29 protein-coding genes are annotated in these 23,085 nt (G+C 62.3%); 12 read left to right on the top strand and 17 right to left on the bottom strand.

Annotated elements, in window-relative coordinates:
- The first annotated feature begins 1 nt into the window (after position 1).
- Entirely contained in the window at positions 2 to 784 is a 783-nt protein-coding gene (locus AC1XDK_RS07385; RefSeq protein ID WP_483349177.1) for a DUF7839 domain-containing protein, read from the top strand.
- A 1-nt stretch (position 785) separates the two neighbouring features.
- Here AC1XDK_RS07385 and AC1XDK_RS07390 read toward each other — a convergent pair whose 3' ends face one another.
- Positions 786 to 1,352: a J domain-containing protein gene (locus AC1XDK_RS07390; RefSeq protein WP_483349178.1), complete on the bottom strand. Its 567-nt coding sequence runs from the start codon at positions 1,350 to 1,352 to the stop codon at positions 786 to 788.
- A 249-nt stretch (positions 1,353 to 1,601) separates the two neighbouring features.
- Between AC1XDK_RS07390 and AC1XDK_RS07395 the strand changes: the two genes are divergently transcribed.
- Entirely contained in the window at positions 1,602 to 2,129 is a 528-nt protein-coding gene (locus AC1XDK_RS07395; protein WP_483349179.1) for a DUF7344 domain-containing protein, read from the top strand.
- 18 nt (positions 2,130 to 2,147) lie between these two features.
- On the opposite strand, the gene AC1XDK_RS07400 is transcribed toward AC1XDK_RS07395, so the two are convergent.
- The 5 genes from AC1XDK_RS07400 to AC1XDK_RS07420 are packed head-to-tail and all read right to left on the bottom strand — an operon-like array spanning position 2,148 to position 4,347.
- Positions 2,148 to 2,906 (bottom strand): proteasome assembly chaperone family protein, encoded by a 759-nt coding sequence (locus AC1XDK_RS07400; protein ID WP_483349180.1) that lies wholly within the window; start codon positions 2,904 to 2,906, stop codon positions 2,148 to 2,150.
- A gap of 5 nt (positions 2,907 to 2,911) precedes the next feature.
- A complete protein-coding gene (locus AC1XDK_RS07405; RefSeq protein ID WP_231184037.1) occupies positions 2,912 to 3,094 on the bottom strand; it encodes an RNA-protein complex protein Nop10 in 183 nt (60 codons plus the stop codon).
- Positions 3,091 to 3,891 (bottom strand): translation initiation factor IF-2 subunit alpha, encoded by an 801-nt coding sequence (locus AC1XDK_RS07410; protein WP_483349181.1) that lies wholly within the window; start codon positions 3,889 to 3,891, stop codon positions 3,091 to 3,093. Before AC1XDK_RS07410 ends, AC1XDK_RS07405 begins: the two co-directional genes overlap by 4 nt.
- Complete coding sequence (locus AC1XDK_RS07415) at positions 3,888 to 4,061, bottom strand: 30S ribosomal protein S27e (protein ID WP_231184039.1); 174 nt, start codon at positions 4,059 to 4,061, stop codon at positions 3,888 to 3,890. Before AC1XDK_RS07415 ends, AC1XDK_RS07410 begins: the two co-directional genes overlap by 4 nt.
- Before the next feature lie 4 nt (positions 4,062 to 4,065).
- A complete protein-coding gene (locus AC1XDK_RS07420) occupies positions 4,066 to 4,347 on the bottom strand; it encodes a 50S ribosomal protein L44e (RefSeq protein ID WP_066143248.1) in 282 nt (93 codons plus the stop codon).
- Positions 4,348 to 4,515: 168 nt separating this feature from the next.
- On the opposite strand from AC1XDK_RS07420, the gene AC1XDK_RS07425 reads away from it, so the two are divergent.
- The 4 genes from AC1XDK_RS07425 to AC1XDK_RS07440 all read left to right on the top strand — a co-directional run bounded on the left by AC1XDK_RS07425 (position 4,516) and on the right by AC1XDK_RS07440 (position 7,647).
- Positions 4,516 to 5,418 (top strand): hypothetical protein, encoded by a 903-nt coding sequence (locus AC1XDK_RS07425; protein ID WP_483349183.1) that lies wholly within the window; start codon positions 4,516 to 4,518, stop codon positions 5,416 to 5,418.
- A 73-nt stretch (positions 5,419 to 5,491) separates the two neighbouring features.
- Complete coding sequence (locus AC1XDK_RS07430; protein WP_483349185.1) at positions 5,492 to 5,758, top strand: HAH_0734 family protein; 267 nt, start codon at positions 5,492 to 5,494, stop codon at positions 5,756 to 5,758.
- A 348-nt stretch (positions 5,759 to 6,106) separates the two neighbouring features.
- A complete protein-coding gene (locus AC1XDK_RS07435) occupies positions 6,107 to 7,273 on the top strand; it encodes a thiolase C-terminal domain-containing protein (RefSeq protein WP_483349186.1) in 1,167 nt (388 codons plus the stop codon).
- Positions 7,270 to 7,647, top strand: a complete 378-nt coding sequence (locus AC1XDK_RS07440; RefSeq protein WP_483349187.1) for a Zn-ribbon domain-containing OB-fold protein — start codon at positions 7,270 to 7,272, stop codon at positions 7,645 to 7,647. The genes AC1XDK_RS07435 and AC1XDK_RS07440 overlap by 4 nt, the downstream gene beginning before the upstream one ends.
- Here the strand turns inward: AC1XDK_RS07440 and AC1XDK_RS07445 are convergent.
- The 4 genes from AC1XDK_RS07445 to AC1XDK_RS07460 form a co-directional block, all read right to left on the bottom strand.
- The gene (locus AC1XDK_RS07445; RefSeq protein WP_483349188.1) at positions 7,624 to 8,562 is read right to left on the bottom strand and encodes an alpha/beta fold hydrolase; all 939 of its coding nucleotides are present in this window, start codon (positions 8,560 to 8,562) and stop codon (positions 7,624 to 7,626) included. The genes AC1XDK_RS07440 and AC1XDK_RS07445 overlap by 24 nt on opposite strands.
- 44 nt (positions 8,563 to 8,606) lie before the next feature.
- On the bottom strand, positions 8,607 to 9,602 hold the full coding sequence (gene meaB, locus AC1XDK_RS07450) for a methylmalonyl Co-A mutase-associated GTPase MeaB (RefSeq protein ID WP_483349189.1): 996 nt from the start codon (positions 9,600 to 9,602) through the stop codon (positions 8,607 to 8,609).
- Complete coding sequence (locus AC1XDK_RS07455) at positions 9,599 to 10,015, bottom strand: cobalamin B12-binding domain-containing protein (protein ID WP_483349190.1); 417 nt, start codon at positions 10,013 to 10,015, stop codon at positions 9,599 to 9,601. Before AC1XDK_RS07455 ends, meaB begins: the two co-directional genes overlap by 4 nt.
- 124 nt (positions 10,016 to 10,139) lie before the next feature.
- On the bottom strand, positions 10,140 to 10,733 hold the full coding sequence (locus tag AC1XDK_RS07460) for a hypothetical protein (RefSeq protein WP_483349191.1): 594 nt from the start codon (positions 10,731 to 10,733) through the stop codon (positions 10,140 to 10,142).
- A gap of 166 nt (positions 10,734 to 10,899) precedes the next feature.
- On the opposite strand from AC1XDK_RS07460, the gene AC1XDK_RS07465 reads away from it, so the two are divergent.
- Positions 10,900 to 11,487, top strand: a complete 588-nt coding sequence (locus tag AC1XDK_RS07465) for a DUF420 domain-containing protein (protein ID WP_483349192.1) — start codon at positions 10,900 to 10,902, stop codon at positions 11,485 to 11,487.
- Between the two features lie 101 nt (positions 11,488 to 11,588).
- On the opposite strand, the gene AC1XDK_RS07470 is transcribed toward AC1XDK_RS07465, so the two are convergent.
- The 4 genes from AC1XDK_RS07470 to AC1XDK_RS07485 form a co-directional block, all read right to left on the bottom strand.
- On the bottom strand, positions 11,589 to 12,350 hold the full coding sequence (locus AC1XDK_RS07470) for an ABC transporter permease (RefSeq protein ID WP_483349193.1): 762 nt from the start codon (positions 12,348 to 12,350) through the stop codon (positions 11,589 to 11,591).
- Positions 12,347 to 13,285: an ABC transporter ATP-binding protein gene (locus AC1XDK_RS07475; protein ID WP_483349194.1), complete on the bottom strand. Its 939-nt coding sequence runs from the start codon at positions 13,283 to 13,285 to the stop codon at positions 12,347 to 12,349. The genes AC1XDK_RS07470 and AC1XDK_RS07475 overlap by 4 nt, the downstream gene beginning before the upstream one ends.
- A 189-nt stretch (positions 13,286 to 13,474) precedes the next feature.
- Entirely contained in the window at positions 13,475 to 14,137 is a 663-nt protein-coding gene (locus AC1XDK_RS07480) for a DUF7546 family protein (protein WP_483349195.1), read from the bottom strand.
- Positions 14,134 to 15,516 (bottom strand): heme o synthase, encoded by a 1,383-nt coding sequence (locus AC1XDK_RS07485; RefSeq protein WP_483349850.1) that lies wholly within the window; start codon positions 15,514 to 15,516, stop codon positions 14,134 to 14,136. The genes AC1XDK_RS07480 and AC1XDK_RS07485 overlap by 4 nt, the downstream gene beginning before the upstream one ends.
- A 108-nt stretch (positions 15,517 to 15,624) precedes the next feature.
- Here AC1XDK_RS07485 and coxB point away from each other — a divergent pair, with 108 nt between their 5' ends.
- The 3 genes from coxB to AC1XDK_RS07500 all read left to right on the top strand — a co-directional run bounded on the left by coxB (position 15,625) and on the right by AC1XDK_RS07500 (position 17,773).
- Positions 15,625 to 16,401, top strand: coding sequence for a cytochrome c oxidase subunit II (gene coxB / locus AC1XDK_RS07490; protein ID WP_483349196.1), 777 nt, complete (start codon positions 15,625 to 15,627; stop codon positions 16,399 to 16,401).
- Between the two features lie 106 nt (positions 16,402 to 16,507).
- Positions 16,508 to 17,371, top strand: coding sequence for a cytochrome c oxidase subunit 3 (locus AC1XDK_RS07495; protein ID WP_483349197.1), 864 nt, complete (start codon positions 16,508 to 16,510; stop codon positions 17,369 to 17,371).
- A 120-nt stretch (positions 17,372 to 17,491) separates the two neighbouring features.
- Positions 17,492 to 17,773, top strand: coding sequence for a DNA-directed RNA polymerase subunit L (locus AC1XDK_RS07500; protein WP_483349198.1), 282 nt, complete (start codon positions 17,492 to 17,494; stop codon positions 17,771 to 17,773).
- Positions 17,774 to 17,812: 39 nt separating this feature from the next.
- Here AC1XDK_RS07500 and hisF read toward each other — a convergent pair whose 3' ends face one another.
- On the bottom strand, positions 17,813 to 18,628 hold the full coding sequence (hisF, locus tag AC1XDK_RS07505; RefSeq protein WP_483349199.1) for an imidazole glycerol phosphate synthase subunit HisF: 816 nt from the start codon (positions 18,626 to 18,628) through the stop codon (positions 17,813 to 17,815).
- Here hisF and AC1XDK_RS07510 point away from each other — a divergent pair.
- On the top strand, positions 18,618 to 18,908 hold the full coding sequence (locus AC1XDK_RS07510; protein ID WP_483349200.1) for a hypothetical protein: 291 nt from the start codon (positions 18,618 to 18,620) through the stop codon (positions 18,906 to 18,908). The two genes, hisF and AC1XDK_RS07510, sit on opposite strands and share 11 nt — an antisense overlap.
- A 157-nt stretch (positions 18,909 to 19,065) precedes the next feature.
- A complete protein-coding gene (locus tag AC1XDK_RS07515) occupies positions 19,066 to 19,218 on the top strand; it encodes a DUF7550 family protein (protein ID WP_231184059.1) in 153 nt (50 codons plus the stop codon).
- 132 nt (positions 19,219 to 19,350) lie between these two features.
- Here AC1XDK_RS07515 and purL read toward each other — a convergent pair whose 3' ends face one another.
- Together purL and AC1XDK_RS07525 are read right to left on the bottom strand one after the other, a co-directional pair.
- Positions 19,351 to 21,468 carry a phosphoribosylformylglycinamidine synthase subunit PurL gene (gene purL / locus AC1XDK_RS07520; RefSeq protein ID WP_483349201.1) on the bottom strand — a complete coding sequence of 706 codons (2,118 nt, stop codon included), beginning with the start codon at positions 21,466 to 21,468 and terminating at the stop codon, positions 19,351 to 19,353.
- Between the two features lie 1,048 nt (positions 21,469 to 22,516).
- Positions 22,517 to 22,687: a hypothetical protein gene (locus AC1XDK_RS07525; protein ID WP_483349202.1), complete on the bottom strand. Its 171-nt coding sequence runs from the start codon at positions 22,685 to 22,687 to the stop codon at positions 22,517 to 22,519.
- Positions 22,688 to 23,085 lie beyond the last annotated feature (398 nt).

The following is a 23,085-nucleotide window of genomic DNA, read 5'->3' on the forward strand; positions in this document are numbered from 1 at the left end:
CATGGCCGACGTGTTGGAGGACAAACGAACCGCAACCCGGTTTCGCATCCTCGCCGAAATCGCGGACCGGCAACCGGCGGTGAGCCAAGGCGAAATCGCCGAAGCCGTCGGTGTCACGAGTCAGGCCGTCAGCGAGTACATTCGCGGCCTCGTGGACGACGGCCTCGTGACGAAGGAGGGACGGTCGCGCTATCGAGCGACGAAGGAGGGCGTCGATTGGCTACTCCAGTCCGCGACGGACGTTCGCCGGTTTGCGGACCACGTGACGGACGACATACTCGGCAACGTCGGGGAGGATGCGGCTATCGCACGTACCGATATCGAGGCGGGAACGACCGTCTCGCTCTCGCTCGAAGGCGGCCTCCTCCACGCGACGCCGGGGGATGCGGGACCCGCGACGGGAATCGCCACGACCGACGCGGAAGAGGGAACGGACGTCGGCGTCACCGAGTTCGAGGGCATCATCGACCTCGAACCGGGTCGGGTGACGGTGTATCAGGTACCGCCGGTCCGTTCCGGCGGCAGTCGGACGGTGGACCCGGACGCACTGGCATCCGCGTGTGAGGAGAGCCCTGTACTTGCCGCGACGGGTGTCGAAGCCGTCGTGGCCCTCCGGTCCGCCGGGTTGGACCCCGACACGACGTTCGCTCCGGGGGAAGTCGCCGCCGAGGCGGCGGAACGCGGCTTGGACGTCGTCATCGTCGCAACCTCGGACAGTGTAGGGCGCGTCACCGACGCCCTGCGGGACGTCGGCGTCGCCTACGAAGTGGCGAACGTCGAGTGACTCAACTACAGTGGTTTTTCGCGGTCGTGTACGCTTCCCGTACCCGTTGGAACTCCTCTCGTGAGCCACCGTGGTCGGGATGGACGTTCTTCACCTTCTCGCGGTAGGCCGTTTTGACTTCCGAGAGCGTCGCACCTGTCGGCACGCCGAGGATGGCGAACGCGGCCTGTTTCGTATCCACGTCCTCTTCCTGTTCCAACGTCGGCGTTTCGAAGGGGAGTCGGTCACCGAGGTGATAGCCCGGCATCTCGTGTTCTACGAGGACGGCGTAGGTCGGCGACTTCTCGATGCGGAAGAAAGCGCGGGCGTCGAACGTGATGGCCACGTCCCGTTCGGGAAGGTAAAACGCGACGTGTTGTCCCTCGACGAAGTGATCCTCCGCGAAGTTCTCACCGATGGCACGGAGGTACTGACGGATTTCGAGACGTCGCCGTCCCTCCCCGAAGATGTAGGTGGCGTTCGTGGATTGGGGCGTCGGAAACAGTCGGACGCCGACGACGAAGATGCCGGTGATGACGACTGCGGCGGCTAGCGTCAGCCACAATCCGAGGACCAACCACCCGGGCATGCTCTCCCTATAGGGCGCGAACGGTAATCAAATCCCCGCCGGGAAACGTGGGAGATGCCTCGGGAGAGATCGGCCTCGAATCCGGGGAAGTGACGGTTATGACTACGAATCACAAATCGAATGCCGACGACATATTTCATATAAAAACAAGTTGAAATAAAAACCCGACGAGTGGCAAACTTAATACCCTTGGTTATAATATATGGGTGTGTACCGGATGCAGGGATAACTCATGTTTGCCTTCAAGCAATGAAACTGACCGAACCGGAGACGGGAGGGGAGCTCGACGAGAGCCAGATCCACAACGTCTTGCGGAACGAACGACGGCGTGAGACGATTCGCTACCTCCGTCAATCGGGGGATTCGTTAGGGGTCGACGACCTCGCCGAACACATCGCTACCGTCGAAACCGGTGAGTCACCGCCCCCGCGAAACGTCAGAAAGAGCGTCTACGTCTCGCTTCATCAAACCCATCTCCCGAAGCTCGACGACCTCGGCATCGTGGAGTACGACCAGCGGTCGAAGGAGTTGACGCTCGAAGACCAAGCGCGGCAGGTCGAGGTGTATATGGAAGTCGTTCCGGAACACGACGTTTCGTGGGCGACGTATTATCTCGGTCTCGGCGTGTTAGAGTTCGTCGTCCTGTTCGCGGCGAAACTCGACCTCTTTTCGATACACATGCTCGATTTCGAGTTCTGGACGTGGTTCTTCCTCACGTTCTTCCTCGTTTCGGCAGTGTATCACATCTACAACGGACAGGAGCGCTCGCTGTTCTGACCGCAAAACGCGGCCCGCCTAGCCGATGTACCGAAGGTCGTCGTCGGACGCCATCGGCGTCTGCTGAGACTCCATTTCCTCTATCTTGTTGACGACCTCTTCCATCTCCTCGGCGCGCTCTTCGAGCGAACTGAAATCCACCTCGAAGTCGAGAACGTTCTGTAGGACTTCGAGCACCGCCTGTGCGCTTTTCGGGTCCACGAGGTAACCGCTCGTCTCGCCCATCAGGCACGTCGCCTCGATTCCGCGTCGGCCGCCGAGACCGAGGAGCAGACCGCTGGTCCCGACGATGCCGCCCGCCGGTTCGTCCTCGCGGAACTCGACGCCCGCCTCTTCGAGTTCGTCCACGAAATCGGTCGTCGCCGCCGCGCCCAAGACTGCGTACTCCTCGATGAGTTCGCCGGTCGGAACGCCGCCGAGTGCGAAGACCTGTTTTACGCCGAACTCCTCCGCCACGTCGAGGAACGCGTTCGTCAGCCGATAGTGGCCGACGTTGTCCTGTGCCTGATAGTCCCCCGTCAGGACGAGGACGTCCTGTTCGTCGAGCGTCAGGGCGTGGAGTTCGATGCAGACGAGCGAAGCGGTGCCGTCGTCATTGACGCTCACTTGCGGCGGAAGGAATTCGGAGTACACCCGTCGAACGAGTTCGCTCTCCTTCTCTTCGAGCAGGTGCTCGGCGACGAGTTTACCGACGTGACCGACGCCCGGTAATCCCTCGATGAGGACGGGGGATTCCAAATCCGGGTTGGCGACGATTTCGATGTCGATTTCGTCCATGTTCCTTATTCGTGGGCGCGCCGCTTAAGTGCGCGTCGGTACTCCCCGTACGGGTCGTTCGGGTCGAACGGCGCGGGCGCACTGTTTACGGCCTTCGCTCCACAGTCGGGACACGTCGCAGAAAGGGTGTACACCGGGCGGTCGTGTTCCGCCTTCCACGCGGAACACACCCGGATGTCCGATTTCATTCGTCGTCGGTGTGGCGCTCGCGGTGGAAGTCCGCGCTTCCGTCGGTGCCTTCCATTACGACCTCCGCACGACGGACGCTCTCTTCGAGCTGTGCTTCCGCCGTCTTGTAGTTCGGTGCCTTGACGCGAACCCGATATTCGGGCGCACCGACGTAGGTCACGTCGAGTTCCACTTCGTCGGGAATATCGCCGTTGCCTTCCGCGGCTTTGAGCGCGTCCTTGATGCCGTCGACGCCGTCTTTCCCCGGATTACGGAGGTCGACGTAGCCGGTGACGGTGACGTAGGGAACCGAGACGTTCTCGCGGGCGGTTTCGACCAACTGCTCGACCTCGTCGTCTTCGAGGTCGGTACTGTCGAGCGCTTCAGGACCGTGAATCGCCGCCTGCTCGAAGCCGTCGTAGATGCTGCCGAACTCGGCGAGGAGTTCGTTTGCGACGTGAGTGTACTGTTCGTCGCCCATGTCTTCGCCAAAGGCGAGCGACATCCACTTGTCGGCCTTCTGCTCGTTCTTCCAGTCCTGAATCTTGTCGCTGTGCTGGTGTTCGTTGACGTCCTTGATGGAAAGGTCTATCTGCTGTGACCCCTCGTCGACGTCGAGAACCTTACAGACGACGGTCTGTCCGGTGTTGACGTGGTCGCGGACGTTCTTGATCCAGCCACTGGCGACCTCGCTGACGTGGACGAGCCCACGCTTGTCCTCGTACTCTTCGAGGTCGATGAAGACCCCGAAGTCCTCTATCTCGTCGACTTTACCGACGACGAGTTCGCCAGTGTCGGGCCAGCCACTGTATTTCATCGGGATGCTATTGTTTCGACGACGTCGCCGTCGATTTCGGCCTTGCCGCCGGTCGGCGTGGCGAGCTTGTGACCGCAGACGACGCAGTTGACTTCGCTTGCCGCCTTTCCGAAGACGGTCTGTTCGTTCTCACAGTCCGGACACTGCACTTTGTAAAAGTTTCCTGCCATGGGTTTACTCCTGGAATTCGAGTCGGCCTGCACGCCATCCGGGACGGAGGTGTGCTTTGCCACACTCGCTGCAACGGTATTTCAAGTCGGTCTTCTTCGTCGGCTTGTCCCCACCGGGAACCTTCGAGAAACCACCAGCGTTACCGATGACGGCTTTGCCGCGTTTCTGCTGGCGAGCGTCCCACTTCATGCCGGTTCGTCGGCCAGTGCGGACCTTCTCGACTTCGTGTTCGTGGTGTGAGTGACAGTGCGGGCAGTACGTGTTAAATCGACGTGGCATCTGCATAGATATCGACCTTACGGAGAAATTGCGCACGAGGACTTAAAACCCGTTTGGTTTCCACTTCGGCCGGGGCGAGGGGGGATATATAGTGCCACCTATGAGAATATTATATTCAATTACTAAAATAAAAAATTTGAAGTTGGATAGATTTGAATCATATTATGGAGAACCATGACAAACATCCATCGACGACGATTTCTCGAAGGAAGCGCCGCGGCGGCGACCGGACTCACGATTCTCGGTACTGGAACGGCGGGCGCGGAGCGGTACGGAATCCCCATCGTTTCGACGCGAGGCCACTTCAACGACGACGGTAGCCTCACCGCGGGACACACGCAGACGGGCTACGACACGACGGGCGACGTGCCGGGCGTCGATACCACGTGCGTGGACGAACTGACCGTCTTCATCCACGGGTGGCACAAATCCGGGGACACGCCCGAACAGAACGCGAAGGACAAGTTCCTCTCGGCGAAGAACAACCTCGAAGCCGCGGGCTACGATGGGGCGCTCGTCGGCTATTCGTGGGACAACGACGCGGGCGGCGGTGCGGACTTCGGATGGGGCGAAGCCCAGACCGTCGCACAGAACAACGGCGTCAAACTCGCGCAGTTCGCCGTGGATCTCAAATACTACTGCCCGAACGTGACGCTTCGGTTCGCCAGCCACTCGCTCGGCGCGCAGGTACTTCTGAGTTCGCTCCGCTCGCTCGACGTGACCTCGTGGTGGAACGACAGGGGTTACGCCGTGGATTCCGTTCACATGCTCGGTGCGGCGACGGACAACGAAGCGCCGACCACGGAGTGGATGGACACCTACAACGCCATCACGAACCAGACGACGGCCACGTTCAACTATCACAACACAGCCGACGACGTGCTCCAGTGGGTGTACAACACCATCGAGTTCGACCAAGCGCTCGGCGAGACGGGATACGAGGACGGCAACACGCCGGCCCCGAACTACGTGGAGTACGATGCGACGTCCCAAGTCGGCGACGACCACTCGAACTACCTCGACACGCTCGGCGACGAGATGGTCTATCACATGGACAACGTCTCGTACTACGTCTAACGGGAGCTGACACGGAGCGAGGCGAAAAGGCGGTTGCGAAGCGCTTAATTGACCGCCTTACAAATCGCCACGTATGAAGCGGCTCATCATCCACGGGGACCCCGGCATCCGGAAGAACGCCATCATCGACTACGACGACGAGGAGCAGGTCTGCTTCTCCATCAGCCGTCAGGGCGACTGGCACGGCCCGGACGAACCCCAACTCTGGTGTGTCATCGGCAGCGAGGAGGAGCGCGGCGACTTCGAACGCCGAAACTACGTCCCCCACTGGCTCGACACCGAATCCATCGACGCCGGAGCGGTCGACGTCGTCAAGCATGCCGACGACCTCGCCGTCTGAGCTGCACCATCTCGAATTCTCCCGTCCGTCTCTCGTACCCGGTAAGTCTCACCTCCCGAGGACGTTCCACCGACGCCTCGTCCGACTCCGAAAATCGCCCGCCGAAATCGTGAAAAGTGCAGGACGGTACCGATGTGCAAGTGCGAATGTGCAAGTGCGAACGTGTCACGGCTGTACGAACTGCCGATTTCCCGCCGAACCCGTTGCTTTTGAAAAATAATTACGAATACTGCGGGGTGAACTGCCCGTTCGTTCAGAAGTTCGGGAAACAACCGGTTGAAATTTCCTCTAATCGGCTCGAAACCGAAAGGAGTGACTTTCTTAACCGCACCGCTCGTACGTTCTCCCATGACAGGCGTTCGGATTGCGGGAGTCGGACTGACTCACTTCGGGAAGCATCCCGAGCGGACCGGCAGGGACCTCTTCGCCGAAGCGAGCGATGGCGCGTTCGCCGACGCGGAGGTCCCCCGTGAGGACGTAGAAGCGCTCCACTACGGGAATTTCATGGGAGAATTGGCCGAGCATCAAGGCCACCAAGGACCGCTCATGGCCGAAGCAGCGGGCGTTCTCGCACCCGCGACGCGGTACGAGAGCGCGTGTGCATCCAGCGGCGTCGCGATTCGACAGGCGGTCAAGGACGTTCGGAACGGCGAGGCGGACGTCCTCCTCGTCGGCGGCGCGGAGCGCATGAACAACCTCGGAACGGCGAGGACGACGGAAGCCCTCGCCATCGCGGCGGACGACCTCTACGAAGTCCGTGCCGGGATGACGTTCCCCGGCGCGTACGCGCTGATGGCGCGAGCCTACTTCGAGGGGTACGGCGGGTCGCGCGAGGATTTGGCCCACATCGCGGTCAAGAACCACGAGAACGCCGTGCCGAACGAGCACGCCCAGTTCCAGGAGGAAATCGAAATCGAACAGGTGGTCGACGCACCGATGATAGCCGAACCGCTCGGCTTGTTCGACGCGTGTCCGATTACGGACGGAGCGGCCGCGCTCGTCCTCGTCAGCGACGAGTACGCCGAGGAGAACGACCTGTCCGCACCGGTTTCGGTGATGGGAACCGGACAGGGCGGCGACCGGATGGCGCTCCAAGGGCGCGAGTACCTCGCCCGTTCACCGGCGGCCGAGGAGGCCGCCGAAGAGGCGTACGCCGATGCGGGAATCGACGCCAATGACGTGGACGTCGCGGAGGTCCACGACTGTTTCACCATCGCGGAGGTGCTGGCGCTCGAAGCGCTCGACTTCTACGCACCCGGCGAAGGTATCGGCGCGGCGAGACGCGGCGAGACGACGCGGGACGGGGATCGCCCGGTCAACCTCTCCGGCGGCCTGAAGGCCAAGGGCCACCCGGTCGGGGCGACGGGTGCCAGTCAAATGGTCGAGATGACACGCATCCTGCGCGGCGACCACCCCAACAGCGACGCCGTGCCGGACGCGAACGTCGGTGTGGCGCACAACGCGGGTGGCACGGTCGCGAGCGCGACGGTTCACGTTCTGGAGGTCGGACAATGAGCGAAAACGACCACGGCAACACCGGCTACGACGAGTGGTTGGACGCCATCGAGGAGGGCGACGCGTACTACCTCGAATGTGCAAACGGACACGGGTCGCTCCCGCCGAGCCGAATCTGTCCCGAATGCGGCGACACCCACCTCGAAGAAACGCCGCTTCCCGAAGCCGGAGAAATCGACACGTACACGGTCGTTCACGTCGCGGCACCCTCGTTCACGGACGACGCGCCGTACACGACAGCCATCGCCGACTTCGGACCGGTTCGCGTGACCGCGATGGCCCCCGACGGTGTCGAAGTCGGGGACTCGGTGTCGTTAGCGATCGGCGAATCGAAAACGAGCGGCGACCGACTACTGCAGTTCGAGCGGCTCTAGTTCGTCGAACAGCACTTCGAGGAACGGACCGGGATGTTCGACGTGCGGAAGCAGTCGCGCCTCGTCGAACACGATGAGGCGCGTATCCCCTTCGTCCGCGAGTTCTTGTCCGCCTTCGAGCGGCGTGACCTTCGCTTCACGTCCCCAGACGAGCGTCACGGGAACGTCAACGTGAGCGATTTCCTCGCCGAGGTCCGCTTCGGGGTTGAGATACCCCGAGACGAACGACGCCGGAGCGAAGCGAGCGCCCGGCTGATGGGCCGTCTGCCACTCGAACTCCACGTCCTTCTCCGTGTACGACGCCTCGCTGTAGTAGCCGTCGCGCTCGTTGAACCGTCGAATCGAGCGCTTGCTGGCGAGCGCGTTGAACAGCGCCGTTCCGACGAGCGGCGAGCGAAGCAGCGTGCGGAGCCACGTCCGCCGCTTTCCGGCGTCGTCGGTGGGGCAGATGAGTTCCAACCGCGAGAACGCTCCCGTTTCCACCTGTGCGAGCACGGCGTAGGACCCCGTGAGCGAGGAGGCGAGACAGATGGCCTCGTCGGTCATGTCGTCCGCGAAGTCGACGACGAAGGACGTGTAGAGTTCGGCGGTGTACACGACCGGCGGACGTGACGACCGACCGAATCCGGGCAGGTCGGGTGCGACGACGTGGTACTTCTGTGCGAGTTGCTGGAAAACCTGCTGGAACTCCTTGTTCGACGCGGCGGCGTGGACGCCGTGGAGAAGGAGCACGTCGGGGTTTTCCGGGTCGCCCGCCTCGGTGTAGGCGACGTCGAACCCACGCCAGCGGTAGGTCCCCTGAAAGCCCTCCAACGGTGGGCCGAGCGGTTCTGCACGTTCCGCGAGTGTTCTATTTACCAGTGCGGCGAGTCCGACCCCACTTGCCGTCGCTGTGGCGAGCCGTCGAAGTTTCATACGTAGGATGGCGACCCGAATTGGTTTATCGGTTATGCCAGAAATCAATCGTGAAGGCAGTCCTCGATGGGGGTAATTACCTCGTCGGCGACCGAATACGGGTCGGTCTCCCGCTCGAAGACGGCTTCGACCAACTCCTCGATGCCGCCACGGGATTCGATTTCGGACGCGACGAGACGGTTTGCGTCCTCGCGGAGGAGCGCCCGTATCTCCTCGGCGTATCTCGTTCGGGCTTTCGCGTCGAGCATGCCCGTGGTTTCGAGGACATCACGGTGTTCGTCGAGGACGTCGATGAACTCGGCGACGCCCTCGCCGTCCTTCGCCACCGTCTCGACGATTTTCGGTTCCCAGTCGTAGTCCACCTCGTCGCCGAATTCGGGCGTCGGTTGCCCGTCGCGCATGTGGACCATCTCGGTGAGTTCCGTGACCGTCCGGTTCGCGCCGGGGAGGTCGGCCTTGTTCACAACGAACACGTCGGCGATTTCGAGGATACCCGCCTTCAACATCTGTACGTTGTCGCCGCTTTCAGGCGGCATCAACACCGCGACCGTGTCGGCGGTCTTCACGATGTCTATCTCGTTTTGGCCCGCGCCGACCGTCTCGACGATGATTTTGTCCTTACCGAACGCGTCGAGGGCCTTCACGGCGTCGGACGTGGCCGTCGAGAGGCCGCCGAGACTGCCGCGTGCGCTCATCGACCGGAAGAACACGTCCATGTCGCCGACGTTGCTCGCCATGCGGATGCGGTCGCCGAGAACGGCCCCGCCGGTGAACGGCGAGGAGGGGTCGATGGCGATGACGCCGACCGTCTCGCCGCGTTCGCGGTAGTAGTTCGCCACCTTGTCAACGAGCGTCGATTTTCCCGCGCCGGGACTGCCCGTGATGCCGATAACTTCGGCGTCACCCGTGTAGGAATGCAGTTCCGAGACGAGTTCCCGATAGCCGGGGTCGCGGTTCTCGATTTTCGTGATGACTCGTGCCAGCGCCCGGTGCTTCCCGTCGAGGAGGTCGGCGAGCAGGTCCGCGTGCGTCGCGCTCATCGTTCGGGCGCGTTTTCACGGACGAACTGGATAGTCTCTTCCATCGGCGTGCCCGGACCGAACACCTCCGCGACGCCGAGTTCCTTGAGTTCGGCCTTGTCGTCGTCGGGAACGACGCCGCCGACGAGGATGAGGGTGTCGTCGAACGCGTCGTACTCCTTGAGTCCCTCGATGATTTTGGGAACGAGGGTGTCGTGTGCGCCCGAGAGAATGGAGATACCGAGGACGTTCACGTCCTCCTGCACGGCCGCCTGCACGATTTCGTCGGGGGCGTTGTGCAGTCCCGAGTAGACGACTTCGAATCCGGCGTCGCGGAAGGCCCGCGCGATGACGTGTGCGCCGCGGTCGTGGCCGTCGAGTCCGACCTTCGCGACGAGGCAGCGAATCGATTGCTGTTCCTGATCTGCGCTCATACACCACCCTTCCCCGCGTTCGGGTTTCACTTTAACGGAAATACATGTGAAAAACGAGTTGTGAAAGAACAAGTCCGATTGTTGTACGCGGGCGGCAGTCCCAATGTGGGTCGGTGGAATCGGGTCACTCCTCTCCCAACGCCGATTCCTCCGCTCGACCCTGGAGGAGGGAGACGACTTTCGCCCCCACGGCCAGCGCGATGGGCCAAACGAAATCCAGCGGGTCGGAGCGGAGCGCCTCCTCGATGTTCGCTATCGTGTGGAACCCCGAGGCGTCGAAAAACACGACTGCCCCCACTGCGATGAGGGCAACGATGAGCACCGATTCCGTGTCGGGGAGCGCGGATTTCGGGTCGTCCCAGAAGTCCGTATCCGTGGGCGTCGTTTCCGTTTTCGTGGGATAGTTCGGACTGGACCATTCATCGCGTCTGAACGTGGTCGCCCGAATCGCGATTCCACTCACGATGATGGCGAGGTTCACGTACAGGTTGGAGAACACGCCATCACCGACGAGTTCGAGGTAGAGGCCGATAGTGCAGGAAAAACCGATGACGAAGTGTACAGCGAGTTCCGACCGGGACCGTGCTTCGCGAGCAGCGCTGAGCGCGAACACCACGCCAGCGAGCGGGATGAACACGCGGAGGAGTTTCCGGGCTGCGTCGCTGTCGGTGAGACCGGCGAGCGTTGCAAGGACGAGCGTCCCCATGAACAGGACCAACAACAGGACACGAGGGGGAGGGAATCCTATCGAGAGCAGACATTGATATTCGCTGATATTACTCGCGATACAATAATTCCATCGGAGCGCCGAAACTCCCGTCACCAATCCCACGAGGTGAGAACGAAGCGAAGCCACCTTACCCCGGCGGTCCCAATCGCCCGTCATGGCTACGGCGAACGCGCGACAACGTGCGCGGGAGAGTCCGGCGAAAGTGACGGCAGTCCTCTCGGTTATCGGGTACGTACTCGTCCTCGGGACGTTCGCGGGCATCCTGCCGATTTATCCGTCCATCGGCCGGGGAACCGTCAACCTGCTCTCCGACGCCATCGCGGTCGTGAACACCGTCGCGACCGTCTCGCTCGCACTCGGTTGGTACTGGATTCGCAACGGAGAGGTCGAGAAACACCGCGCGGCGATGATAACCTCGTTCTGTCTCATCCTCGTCTTCCTCGCGCTCTACCTCACGAAGGTCGGCGGGAGCGGCGGCGAGAAACACATCCTCGTGGAGGGATTCGTCTACTACGCCTATCTCATCATGCTCGCCATACACATCGTCCTCTCGGTCGTTTCCGTCCCGGTCGTGCTGTACGCACTCGTACTCGGACTCACTCACACACCCGCCGAACTCCGCGACACGGCACACGCGAAGGTCGGCAGAATCGCGGCCTCGGCGTGGATTCTCTCGCTCTCGCTCGGCGTCGTCACCTACGTCATGCTGAATCACATCTACGGCTGGACGATTCCAGCGTAACGCTCACGCCTTTTTACCGACCTGTTTTCGGGGAAACAGTGAGGTTCCTGCTGAACGACACTACTCGTTCCGATAGTGAAGGATTTCTAACGAAGTCCCGTTCAATCAGTCTCGGGAATCGCGTACGCCCCGGCGAGGAAGAACGCCACCGCGAGCACCGCGAGTATCACCAAGTCGCCGCCGCTCGACCCGCCGGAGTAGGTGAGTATCCGCACGCCGCGTGCGAAGTAGGTGAGCGGCGAGAGGTTCATCACCGGTTGGAACCACGACGGCAGGAGGTCCGGCGTGACGAACGTGTCCGAGAGGAAGAGGAGCGGCAGGGCGATGGCGTTGCTTGCGGCGATGACCCCGTCAGCCGACCCGGCGAAACTGCCGAGGAGCGCCCCGAGACCGCAGAACAACCCGACGGCGAGCGCGATGAACACCGCGACGAGGGGCAACGCGCCGAACGAGACGCCCGCGTTCGTCACGAGCGCCATCAGCGCGAGGATGATGACGCCCGCCAACCCGATGATGACGACGTTGACGAGCGTGTGCGCGAGCAACCACTCGGCGCGGGTGAGAGGCGTCGTCGCCAGTTTCTCGAAGCGGTTGGACTCGCGGTGGCGGGACACCGAACTCCCCACGCGCGACAGCGGCGTGAACAGCACGACGACGGCGAGATAGCCCGGAAGGTAGTACGCCGCCGGTTTCGAGAACAGGCCGCCCGAACCACCGGACCCCGGGTTCGTCTGCACTAACACCGCGAAGATGAGGATGAGGATGACCGGGAAGAAGAACGTGAAGAACACCGCGGTCCGGCGGCGGAGGAACGACCGCCACGCCGCACCGGCCTCCGACCGAACGCGACCGGCCGTCGTCATCGGTCACCCTCGGCGATTGCGGCCTCACCGGCGCGTCGCGTCGTCTCGGGTCCGATCGATGCCCCCGTCAGTCGGAGGTACACGTCTTCCAAGTCGGGTTCGCTCCACGTCAGCGCCTCGTACTCCACGCCGCGCGAGTTCAAATCCGCGACGACGTCGCCGATGTCGGCGGGCGTCACGCCGTCGAAGACCAACCCAGACTCGGTCTCCTCGACCGTGTAGCCTATCTCGACGGAGGCGCGAGGCGTCGCCGTCTCCACGACGAGTCGACTCTCGCCGCCGTGTTCGCCGATGAGCGCGTCGGGCGTCCCCACGGCGACGATGCCGCCGTCCGCGAGGAGGCCGACCCGGTCGGCTAATCGCTCGGCCTCGGCCATGTAGTGGGTCGTCAGGAACACGGTCGTTCCGCCCGCCGCGAGGTCCTCGACGAGCGACCAGAGCGCGCGGCGTCCCGCCGGGTCGATACCCGTCGTCGGTTCGTCCAGAAACAGGACCTCGGGGTCGTTGACCAGCGTCGCGGCCACGCACACGCGACGTTGCTGTCCTCCCGAGAGGTTCTCGTACCACGTGTCGCCGGTGTCGGAAAGTCCCACGTCCGCGAGCGCTTCGTCCGGGTCGCGGGCACCGTCGTACAGTCCCGCGTAGTACGCGACGAGTTCCCGCGCCGAGAGGCGGGCCGGTGGGTCGAACGACTGCGGAAGCAGGCCGACCCGTGATTTATCCACGTTACCGGGCGGGACACCGAGGACGGAGACGGTCCCGCCGTCTGGAGTCGTCGTCCCGGTCAGTGACCGGATGAGTGTTGTCTTGCCCGCACCGTTCGGCCCGATGAGCGCGAACACCTCGCCCGCGCCGACCGAGAGTGAGACACCGTCCAATGCGACGGTATCGCCGTACTCCTTCCGAACGTTCTCGGCGACGAGTGCGTCGGACATGCCCGAAACTTCTCGCCGTGCCTAGGTAAGAGGTTCGATTCAACCACCACGAACGATGTGACGGGATGTCGAATCGAGGCGGATGACGACGAATATACGAGCGCCATCCGCAGTTGGAGATTTCTGCCGGGGACCCGGTCCATTCGTCGGAAAATATTCAGGGATGTGGCATGGGCCTTGCCGTCTTCGTCATCGAATCGTCGGCCGCCAGTACAACAGCGCGACGGTGACGACGAAGACGACGGTTGAGATGTCGTAGGACCCGGACGAAACCGTCGCGGCGAGCCCCGACCCGGCGCCCGCGACGCCGGTAACGAGCGACGCTACGATTGGCCACGAACAGCTCACACACGAGAACAGGCCGAGGAGACCGGAGATGGCGGACCCCGCCGCGTCGAGGATGGTCGCGTAGACGAGGTACGCGAGCGCCAGGTAGCCGACCACCTTGAACGGCATGAGCGATACCCGAACGATGTCGTTGTGAAAGAGGAGCGCCGGCCCCCATCCGGGCGGGAGCCATGCGATTCGGAGACCGCTCGCGGGCATGCCGGCCATCGAGTGGGCGGGACCGAACAGGCCGCCGAAGTAGGCGACCAGTAGGAAGTATCCCGACGCGATGACGAGTCCGAGTAGCCTATCGCGGTCGTTCCGAGCGATGGGTTTCGTCTTCACCACCGCGAGGAGGGCGACGTTTATCCAGACGAACGGGTAGAGCAGGTAGCGCAGTTCGCCGCCGGAGTAGTTCGAGATGGCGAAGTAGAGCAACAGCGCGAACAGTTCCGCGTTCAGCACGACGGCTCCCCACAGCAGCGATTCGCCGGTCGGTCGGTATCGTGCGAAACCAGTACTCATAGTACGAGTGCATCGACGACGATGGCGACGAGGAGCGCGCCGAGATAGGCGTTCGACGCGTGGAACGAGCGGAACGCCGCTGTATCGTCGCGTTCGCGGTGCAGTTTCACGACGGCCACGAGGAAGACCGCACCGAAGACGACGGTCGTGACGGCGTACAGCCATCCGAGCGTCGTCACCGTGGCGAGCGCGCCCGCCGCGAGCAGCGTCGCGCCGAGCCAGAGCAGGATGTGTTTGCGCGTTTCGGCCTCGCCGCGGACGACGGGCATCATCGGGAACCCGCCGCGTGCGTAGTCGTCCTTGTACGCCAGCGCGAGGTTGTAGAAGTGGGCGGGCGTCCACAGGAAGATAACTCCGGCCAACACCAACGCGGGCAGGCCGACGCCGTCCGTGACGGCGGCCCAGCCGATGAGCGCCGGAAGCGACCCCGCCAAGCCGCCGATGACGGTGTTCTGTACCGTGTTCGGCTTCAGGATAAGCGTGTAAATCACGCTGTAGAACACGATGGCGAACAGGCCGAAGACGGCGACGAGCAGGTTCACCGAGAGGAAGACGGCCAGCGACGCGACGGCCAACAGGACGCCGAAAGCGATGGCGTTCCGGACGGGAATCTGTGCCGTCGCGGCCGGGCGGTCGGCGGTGCGGTTCATCCGCTGGTCCACGTCGCGTTCGAGGACGTGGTTGAACGTCCCGCTCGCGCCGATGGAGAGGACGCCGCCCGTGAGCGTCGCGACGACGGTTCCGACTTCGAGGTTCGGTCCCGCCGCGAGCGCCATTCCGGCGGAGGCGACGAGACAGAGCAGCCACATCAGCCGCGGCTTCATCAGACGGAAGTAGGCGTAGGCCGTCGCCCGGAGTCCCGAGATGTCACCGGTCGTGCCCGACGTGTCGGCGGGTTCCGGGTCGGTAAAGCTCATGCCGACCGGACCGCTGCTCGCTTCGGGTTCGAGCGTCCACGCGAGGGCCAGGACGACACCGACGAAGATGGCCATTCCGACGATGAGGTGGATAGCGGCGAACGAAGTCGTCGTCGCCGTCGTCGCCGCAAATGCACCCAACACGACCTGCACCGGATAGAGGACGGCGGCGAAGCCAACGGCGGCCTTCACGCGCGGTCGTAAATCTCCGAGGAGCGCTAACGCGGCCGTCGCGAGCAGACACAGGCCGACGACGAGCGCGACGGCGCGGTGGGTCCACGCGATGAGGAGTTTCGGGTCGCTGAGCGGAACGAGCCAATGGCCGTTGCAGGCGGGCCACGTCGAACACGCCGACGCGGCGTTGACGAGCGAAGTCGTCGCACCGACGACGACCAGTAGGTACACGCCGACTGCGGTCGCTGTCAGTGTACGTTCGAACCGTCCTGATGAGGAGTCCTGCAATGGCACCGTTGTTTGACGATTTGTGTGCCCGCGTACTTAGACCATCCGACTTTCGGTGACGACGAAGACAGCACATATTTATGGGTCACTTCCGAAGCCTAGGTCAATATGGATTCCAAGCGGATAGCGTTCGTCGCGGCGCTCGGCGCGACACTCCTCGCGGTCGCCGTCGACCCTGTGGCGGCGTACAGCTCGACGACTGAACGCCTGATTCAAACGCTGAACGGACAGTTGCTGTACGCAGGGATACCCATCGCGGTGCTCGTTGAGGGAATCCTCATCTACACCGTGCTGAAGTTCCGCAACAACGACGACCCCCTCCCCACGAAGGAGAACCGACGCCTCGAAATCACGTGGACGGTCGCCACCGCAATCGTCCTCCTTTTCGTCGGATATGCCTCCTACGGTGTGATGGCGAACCAGTACATCACGACGACGCCACAGGACGCGATGAACCAGGAAGCGAACGCCGTCAACGTGGAAGTCGTCGGGCAACGCTACGTCTGGTCCTACAACTATCCCGACCAGAACATCACGGGGTCCTCTGAACTCGTCGTTCCGACGGGAAGACCGGTGTACTTCAACGTAACGTCGAAGGACTGGATTCACTCGTTCCACGTCCCCGAACTCGGGTTGAAACAGGACGCCATCCCGAACCAGCACCACACCATCAAGACGAAGCTCACCGAGACGGGTACCTATCAGGTCTACTGTGCGGAGTACTGTGGTGTCGGTCACTCCAACATGCTGAGCAAGATCAAGGTCGTCTCCAACGAGGAGTACAAGAAGTGGGTGAAACAGCAGCAAAAGGAGAACTCGTCGGGCGGCAGTTCGAACGGCACGTCGGGTAACAGCACATCGGGCGGCAACAGCACGTCAGCCTGAAAACGCTCTTTTCTCGTTACAATACCTCCCTAGCGAAGTCTCTCTTCCGCTTTCCGCCGAGCGCCTTTGGGTGCATTTTTAGTAGTCGGGCCGTAACCGTCTCTGTATGACGGTAACGGACGATTCGACAGAGGAGCACGGCCATCACCTCCCGGCCGTCGAAGACTGGCCGAAAGGTTTCGGCGAGGCGTCGTGGTGGCCCTTCATCACCGCGATAGGCGGGGCAGGGTTCTACGTCGGTGCCGCATTGTTCATCCTTGGACGCGGCGACGAAGCGCTCGTCGGGCCGACCATCGGTCCCGCGGTGTTCATCGCCAGCGCCTTGGTCTTCCTGACCGGCTTGTACGGCTGGCTGTATCACGCATTCGTCAAACACTTCTGGAGCAGAAACACGCACGAGGCGGGTTCGAACGCGCTCCGCTGGGGGATGATTTCGTTCCTCGGGTCCGAGATAGCGACGTTCGGGGCCGGGTTCGTTTACTACTTCTTCATCCGCGCGGGGACGTGGCCCCCGACGGGTGCAGAAATACCCGACCTCGTCGGTTCGCTCGTCATCGCCAACACGGTGTTGCTGGTCGCGAGCAGTATCACGCTCCACTGGGCGCACATCGAACTGCGGAAGAACAACCGCAGTCGCTTCATCGCCGGCCTCGGCGCGACGCTCCTCCTCGGAGTCGTGTTCATCGGCGGGCAGGTACTCGAATACTACGAGTTCATCGTCCACGAAGGGTTCACCTTCACGGGCGGCGTGTTCAACAGCGCGTTCTTCGGCCTGACGGGTCTGCACGGCCTGCACGTCTCGATGGGTGCGGTACTCATCGGCATCGTCTTCGTTCGTTCGCTCACCGGACAGTACTCGGCGGACCGCCACGTCTCCGTGTCGACCGTCTCGATGTACTGGCACTTCGTGGACGCGGTCTGGATCTTCCTCGTCGTCGTGCTGTACGTCGGCGCGAAGATGCAGTTCTGACCGCGAATCCGTTACGTTCGCTTTTTTATCCCACCTCCGAGTGATCTCCTCGGCTATCCCTGCGAACACGAAAACGCGCGCTTCGCAAGATTGAAACGCGACAATGGAGAATTCCATGGTATGGAACTGCGGGTTATCGAGAAGAGCGATACGGAACTCCGAATCGAAATCGGGGGCGAAGACCACACCTTCATGAACGTGCTGAAGGGTGCACTCCTCGAAACCGAGGGCGTCGCCGCTGCGACGTACGACCTGAACCCCGAACAGTCCGGGGGACAGACGGACCCACTCCTCACCATCAAAACAGAGGACGGTGTCGACCCCATCGACACGTTGGAGGCCGGAGCACAGAACGTCAAAGACAAGACGAGCGCCTTCCACGAGGCGTTCACGACCGCCTGAAGTTCTTCTTTCGTCTCGAATTTCGACCGACCGCGAACGCTACAATCGCACGGGTACGTCCCGCTCCGCGAGGTACTCCTTTACCTCCCGAATCGAATACTCGCCGAAGTGGAAGATGGACGCCGCGAGCGCCGCGTCCGCGTTCGCGTCGGCGAACACCTCGTAGGCGTCTTCCGGTCCGCCACACCCCGACGAGGCGATGACCGGCGTCGAAACCGAGTCGCAGACGGCCTTCGTCAGCGGGATGTCGTAGCCGTCCTTCGTCCCGTCGGCGTCGATGGAGTTGACGAACAGTTCGCCCGCGCCGCGTGATTCGGCCTCCTTCGCCCATTCGACCACGTCGATGCCGGTCCCCTCGCGGCCGCCCTTGACCGTGCACTCGAACCAGCAGGACTCGCCGTCCACTTCCGCGTAGTGTTCGCCCTCCTCGTCGAAGCGCCGTTGGGCGTCCACGCTGATGACGATGCACTGGTTGCCGAACGCCGTCGCGCCCTCGGTGACGAGTTCGGGGCGTTCCAGCGCGGCGGTGTTGATTGACACCTTGTCCGCCCCCGCTCGGAGGGTTTCCTTGATGTCCTCTCGCGTCCGAATCCCGCCGCCGACGGTGAGCGGGATGAACACCTCGTCGGCCACCTCGGAGACGACGTTTAACATCGTCTCGCGGCCGTCGGCGCTGGCCGTGATGTCGAGGAAGACGAACTCGTCCGCGCCCGCCTCGTTGTACTGTCGCGCCATCTCCACCGGGTCGCCGGTGTACTTCAGGTCCTCGAAGTTGACACCCGTGTACACCGCCGGGTTCCCGTCGTCGTCCAAATCCACGTCGATGCACGGGATTATCCGCTTCGTGAGCGTCATTGGGTGTGGGTTGGGAACCGGGTGGCAAAAGGAGTCGGGTTACGGGAAACCGTTGCGAGTAAACGGCGAGACGGTCCGAGAGGCATTGCGGATTCGAGTGTTTCACTGTGGCGCGCGCTGGCGAGGCGGTTCGGCCAGTATTCGGCCGAACCGCCTCGATGAGGCGTGCGAGGTCGTCGGGAGTGACGACGGAACGAGCGAACGGTTCGTCAGAGCGTGCTCTGACGGTGGACGACCGGAGGAGCGAAGCGGGGGAGGGAGTCGGTTGGGGAGGGTGTGACTGTCGCGGTGCGGTCGTGTGACGTCTGTCCTCGTCGGAGAGAACGCACGACCAACGTATCCGGAGCGTGGCGGAGGTTTCGAAAAACAACGTTGGACCGTATCATATCGCTCCCAACACCGATACATCGAAGTACCGCGCACGCAGACCTGAAACCATGCAAGAAGACACCGACCCGGTGCAGCACACGGACGGAATGTCGCGACTGACCTCGCCGATGCAGGAGTTCACGATGGGACAGGTGACGACCGGATTCGTCGTCCTCGTCATCGGCCTCGCCGTCGTGGTCGGCGTTCCACTGTTGCTCTGAGACATCGGACTCCGTTTTCGAGGCTATTCGATGGACGAGCGATGAGCACCTCCAACGGACAGTAACGCGAGACACTCATCCCATACCGTTCCGCTTCCGAATCGAAAACGGCGACCGAGCGACCCCGATTCCTTATTCGAGTTCCCGAACGAGGACGTCGCGGAGCGCTGCGATTTCGCTCGCCGTGTAGCGAAGTCCCTCGCCGTCGAGGTCGATTTGGAGCGTTCCCGAGCCGTTCGCCTCGCCGAGTTCAGTGACGGGGGCGACGCCGTCGAACGCTTCGACCACCGCGTCCGGGTCGTTCGTCTCGACCACCGCCCGGCCGGGGAGTTCGCTGAACAGCGATTCGGCGGCGTCGGCGTCTCCGAGAGAGACGGCCGCGCCCGCGTCCTCCGAAACCATCTCGGCGAGCGTCACCGCGAGGCCGCCGTCGCTCACGTCGTGGACCGCGAGCGTGCCGTCCTGCGTGGCGACCGCTCGGAGTCCTCCGAGGAGTTCCACGGCGTTCTCCGGAAGCGCCGGGAAGCGGTCGGTACCGCCGACCTGTGCGAGGTACTCGGAACCGCCGAGTTCGGCGGCGGGTTCGCCGACGAGAAGGAGGGCTCCTTCACCCGCGAGTTCCGTCGGGGGTGCGTCGTACTCCTCCGTCGTGCCCGTCATCGCCAGCGTCGGCGTCGGCGGAATCGGGCCGCTCGGCGAGTCGTTGTACAGCGAGACGTTCCCGCCGACGACGGGAACGCCGAGGGTCGAACACATGTCGGCGAGGCCGTCCACGATGCCCTTGAAACCGCCGTACACGTCGGGTTTCTCGGGGTTACCGCCGTTCAGGCAATCGACCGCGGCGAGCGGCGTCGCGCCCTTGGCGGCGAGGTTCGTCGCGTTTTCGAGTGCGACCGCGCGAGCACCGTCGTAGGGTGCCGTCGTCGTCCAGTTCGGGTTCGCGCCCGAGGAGAAGGCGAGACCGAGTTCCGCCCGCCGAACCGCGAGGACGGCCGAGTCGTCGCCGGGCAGGACCGACGTTCGCGTTTGGACTTCGTGGTCGTACTGGCGGTACACCCACGACTTGCTTGCGCAGTTGGGCGACCCGACGACCGCTTCGAACGCCTCGCGGACGTCCGACTCCGGCAGGTCGCGGTCGGGTTGGGTCGGCGTTTCCGACGGGAGGTCGTTCATCGGCGCACCGTCACCTATGAACTCGGCGGGCACGTCCACGACGACTTCGCCGTCGAACTCACAGACGTAGTTGCCGTCGGTCACGTCGCCGATGACGGTGCATCCGAGGTCGTACTTCTCGGCGATATCGGCCACGGCATCCACGTTCTCGGGGCGAACTTCGTAGACCATACGCTCCTGCGATTCCGCGAGGAGGATTTCCAGCGCGTTCATGTTCGGTTCGCGCTGGTGGACGCGGTCGAGTTCGATGTCGGCCCCGAGGTCTCCCTTGGCCACTAATTCGCTCGACGCGCCGCCGAGTCCCGCCGCACCGAGGTCGCGGGCCGATTCGACGAGTCCGCCGTCCACGAGTTCCTCGTTCGCCTCGATGAGGAGTTTCTCGGTGTACGGGTCGCCGACCTGTACCGCCGGGCGGTCCTCCGTCTCCGCGTCCTCGGCGAGGTCCTCGCTGGCGAAACTCGCGCCGCCCAACCCGTCCCGACCCGTCGAGTTCCCGACGAGGAGTAGTTTGTTGCCCGGCGTCTGCGCTTCGGCCGTGATGAGGCGGTCCGCGGGAAGCAGTCCGACACACGCGACGTTGACCAGCGGGTTGCCCTCGTAGTCCGGGTGGAACTGCGTGCTTCCGGTCACGGTCGGAACGCCGATGGAGTTGCCGTAATCGGCGATGCCCTCCACGACGCCTTCCAGCAGGTAGCGAGAGTGTTCGCGGTCGAAGCCACCGAAGTAGAGGCTATCGGCGAGCGCGATGGGGTACGCCCCCATCGACAACGTGTCGCGGACGATGCCGCCGACGCCCGTCGCCGCGCCGTCGTACGGGTCCACGTAGGAGGGGTGATTGTGGCTCTCGATACCCATCGTGATGTAGGTGGAACTATCCAACGCAACGACGGCGGCGTCGTCACCCGGCCCGATGACGACCTCCTCGCTCTCGGATTCGAACGCGGACAATAGGGGCCGCGACGACCGATACGCACAGTGTTCACTCCAGAGGTTCTCGAACAGCGCTTCCTCGGCCGGTGTCGGGTCACGGCCGAGTTCTGCCACGACCAACTCTCGGTCGGACTCGGACAAACTCATTCACTGTTCTGTACAAACAGGGCGGATTAATGCCTTTCCATATGCACGAACGTGGTGGGTTTCGTGCACTCCACAGAAATCCCATGTATAACACGATTCCGAGCGGATACCAACGTCTGTGAGGACAAAGTCGGAAAACGACCGCCTCTCGCCAGAAACGACTGATAGCTTTGAAACGGCGGAACCCGCACTGCGGCGAATACACTCGTTCCGTGCCGATTCGCCCCTATGCACCCCGACCTATCGATCACGTCGTTCGGCACCTCGCCTCTTACGCGCTATACCGGTAGTACACCTGCGGCAGGACCATGTCGAAGAGAATGCAGATGGTATAGGAAAATATCTGATAAGAATCCATAGAGGCAGACTGGTTGTACTGGCTGTGTCCGCCAAGAAGTTATAAACAAGCTACGTTGGTCTTTCTCGTTTTGGGCTCCGTTACTAAGATGGGAAACAGATAGCTCCCCGACTTGCAACTACATGACTCAGTAAGCGGGGAGCCGTTGTCGAAGGAACGCGGATGTGTGGGCACTTCCCTTCGACATAGCGAAGTAGAAATGGGAAGGTGGAGAGTGCACTGCTTGAATATTCAAGCCTCATGAATACCACCTCGCCATCGACGCGCTGCTATGGGGAAAACAAATCACCGAACTGCAGTCGAAACGTGAGAGTCAGGTGGGTGTCGTCATTGGCATCTCACGTTTGTCGGGAAGGCTACTGCAATCACACGGATGTTACCCCCGACGAGTTACGTTATCCGGGTAATTTTAATTACTTTTTTGGCCGAAATATATGTGGCTGAAACTGATTGTCGGTATCTGTGTCACTCCCTTGGTCACGAGGTTACTCTTCACCAGTCGCTCGGCCATATCGATTATTCCGACTCACGGTGGGAGACGTGGCACGGAATACTTTCGAAGCGACACAAATGTCAGAGGCGAAGGGGTTTTGCGGATGTGTAGAACACTGCCCCCTCGACGTACTGTCATAGGAATAGACGAGGTGTGAATGTGGTGCTTGCTTATTCAACCCTCACGAGTACACACCGTTACAGCGGTTCACGCCAGTCGTGTGCAACCCAATGACTCGCGGCCGTAAACCGACCTTTGAACAGGAGGCCAGTCGCGACGAGCATAACGACGAGCGGCGTCACTGCGAACGTGAGTGCCGTCAATATGATTCTCTCGGCGAAAGTCTCGTGTCCTATCTTGTTCGGCATATAACTACTTGGTGAGCACATTTCGGTAAAAGCTTTCTGCAAACTCCTTTCACACAGCCATTCGGACCTAACACAATAAAGATAGATATCGGCACAGATGGCGTTCCTCCTCTGTCGGTCACACCATCGGCGTGAAAATGTCGATGGTACACTCCACACGTCCTCACGACGAGGAAAGGGACACGGCCATGCCGTCACGGGAAATAAATCACCATTCCTCTCACATGGCTTCGTATCGAATAGGAATGGTCGTCGGAGATGAACGGTGGTAGGTGCGTCCTCCTCCGACGGCTTTTTTTGGAACTCTCCGGTGGTAGAGTATCCGCTTGCGGACGCACGTTTTTATCACGAGGCGTCCGTGACCGACTCCGTGCCGTCCTCGTCGACCTCAGATAAGA

This window comes from Haladaptatus sp. HS23, from assembly GCF_056892285.1.

Excerpts from the sequence above, each read along its gene's own strand:
- AC1XDK_RS07385 (WP_483349177.1), top strand. The coding sequence starts at position 2 with ATGGCCGACGTGTTGGAGGACAAACGAACCGCAACCCGGTTTCGCATC.
- AC1XDK_RS07390 (WP_483349178.1), bottom strand. The coding sequence starts at position 1,352 with ATGCCCGGGTGGTTGGTCCTCGGATTGTGGCTGACGCTAGCCGCCGCA.
- AC1XDK_RS07395 (WP_483349179.1), top strand. The coding sequence starts at position 1,602 with ATGAAACTGACCGAACCGGAGACGGGAGGGGAGCTCGACGAGAGCCAG.
- AC1XDK_RS07400 (WP_483349180.1), bottom strand. The coding sequence starts at position 2,906 with ATGGACGAAATCGACATCGAAATCGTCGCCAACCCGGATTTGGAATCC.
- AC1XDK_RS07405 (WP_231184037.1), bottom strand. The coding sequence starts at position 3,094 with ATGAAATCGGACATCCGGGTGTGTTCCGCGTGGAAGGCGGAACACGAC.
- AC1XDK_RS07410 (WP_483349181.1), bottom strand. The coding sequence starts at position 3,891 with ATGAAATACAGTGGCTGGCCCGACACTGGCGAACTCGTCGTCGGTAAA.
- AC1XDK_RS07415 (WP_231184039.1), bottom strand. The coding sequence starts at position 4,061 with ATGGCAGGAAACTTTTACAAAGTGCAGTGTCCGGACTGTGAGAACGAA.
- AC1XDK_RS07420 (WP_066143248.1), bottom strand. The coding sequence starts at position 4,347 with ATGCAGATGCCACGTCGATTTAACACGTACTGCCCGCACTGTCACTCA.
- AC1XDK_RS07425 (WP_483349183.1), top strand. The coding sequence starts at position 4,516 with ATGACAAACATCCATCGACGACGATTTCTCGAAGGAAGCGCCGCGGCG.
- AC1XDK_RS07430 (WP_483349185.1), top strand. The coding sequence starts at position 5,492 with ATGAAGCGGCTCATCATCCACGGGGACCCCGGCATCCGGAAGAACGCC.
- AC1XDK_RS07435 (WP_483349186.1), top strand. The coding sequence starts at position 6,107 with ATGACAGGCGTTCGGATTGCGGGAGTCGGACTGACTCACTTCGGGAAG.
- AC1XDK_RS07440 (WP_483349187.1), top strand. The coding sequence starts at position 7,270 with ATGAGCGAAAACGACCACGGCAACACCGGCTACGACGAGTGGTTGGAC.
- AC1XDK_RS07445 (WP_483349188.1), bottom strand. The coding sequence starts at position 8,562 with ATGAAACTTCGACGGCTCGCCACAGCGACGGCAAGTGGGGTCGGACTC.
- meaB (WP_483349189.1), bottom strand. The coding sequence starts at position 9,602 with ATGAGCGCGACGCACGCGGACCTGCTCGCCGACCTCCTCGACGGGAAG.
- AC1XDK_RS07455 (WP_483349190.1), bottom strand. The coding sequence starts at position 10,015 with ATGAGCGCAGATCAGGAACAGCAATCGATTCGCTGCCTCGTCGCGAAG.
- AC1XDK_RS07465 (WP_483349192.1), top strand. The coding sequence starts at position 10,900 with ATGGCTACGGCGAACGCGCGACAACGTGCGCGGGAGAGTCCGGCGAAA.
- AC1XDK_RS07470 (WP_483349193.1), bottom strand. The coding sequence starts at position 12,350 with ATGACGACGGCCGGTCGCGTTCGGTCGGAGGCCGGTGCGGCGTGGCGG.
- AC1XDK_RS07475 (WP_483349194.1), bottom strand. The coding sequence starts at position 13,285 with ATGTCCGACGCACTCGTCGCCGAGAACGTTCGGAAGGAGTACGGCGAT.
- AC1XDK_RS07480 (WP_483349195.1), bottom strand. The coding sequence starts at position 14,137 with ATGAGTACTGGTTTCGCACGATACCGACCGACCGGCGAATCGCTGCTG.
- coxB (WP_483349196.1), top strand. The coding sequence starts at position 15,625 with ATGGATTCCAAGCGGATAGCGTTCGTCGCGGCGCTCGGCGCGACACTC.
- AC1XDK_RS07495 (WP_483349197.1), top strand. The coding sequence starts at position 16,508 with ATGACGGTAACGGACGATTCGACAGAGGAGCACGGCCATCACCTCCCG.
- AC1XDK_RS07500 (WP_483349198.1), top strand. The coding sequence starts at position 17,492 with ATGGAACTGCGGGTTATCGAGAAGAGCGATACGGAACTCCGAATCGAA.
- hisF (WP_483349199.1), bottom strand. The coding sequence starts at position 18,628 with ATGACGCTCACGAAGCGGATAATCCCGTGCATCGACGTGGATTTGGAC.
- AC1XDK_RS07515 (WP_231184059.1), top strand. The coding sequence starts at position 19,066 with ATGCAAGAAGACACCGACCCGGTGCAGCACACGGACGGAATGTCGCGA.
- purL (WP_483349201.1), bottom strand. The coding sequence starts at position 21,468 with ATGAGTTTGTCCGAGTCCGACCGAGAGTTGGTCGTGGCAGAACTCGGC.
- AC1XDK_RS07525 (WP_483349202.1), bottom strand. The coding sequence starts at position 22,687 with ATGCCGAACAAGATAGGACACGAGACTTTCGCCGAGAGAATCATATTG.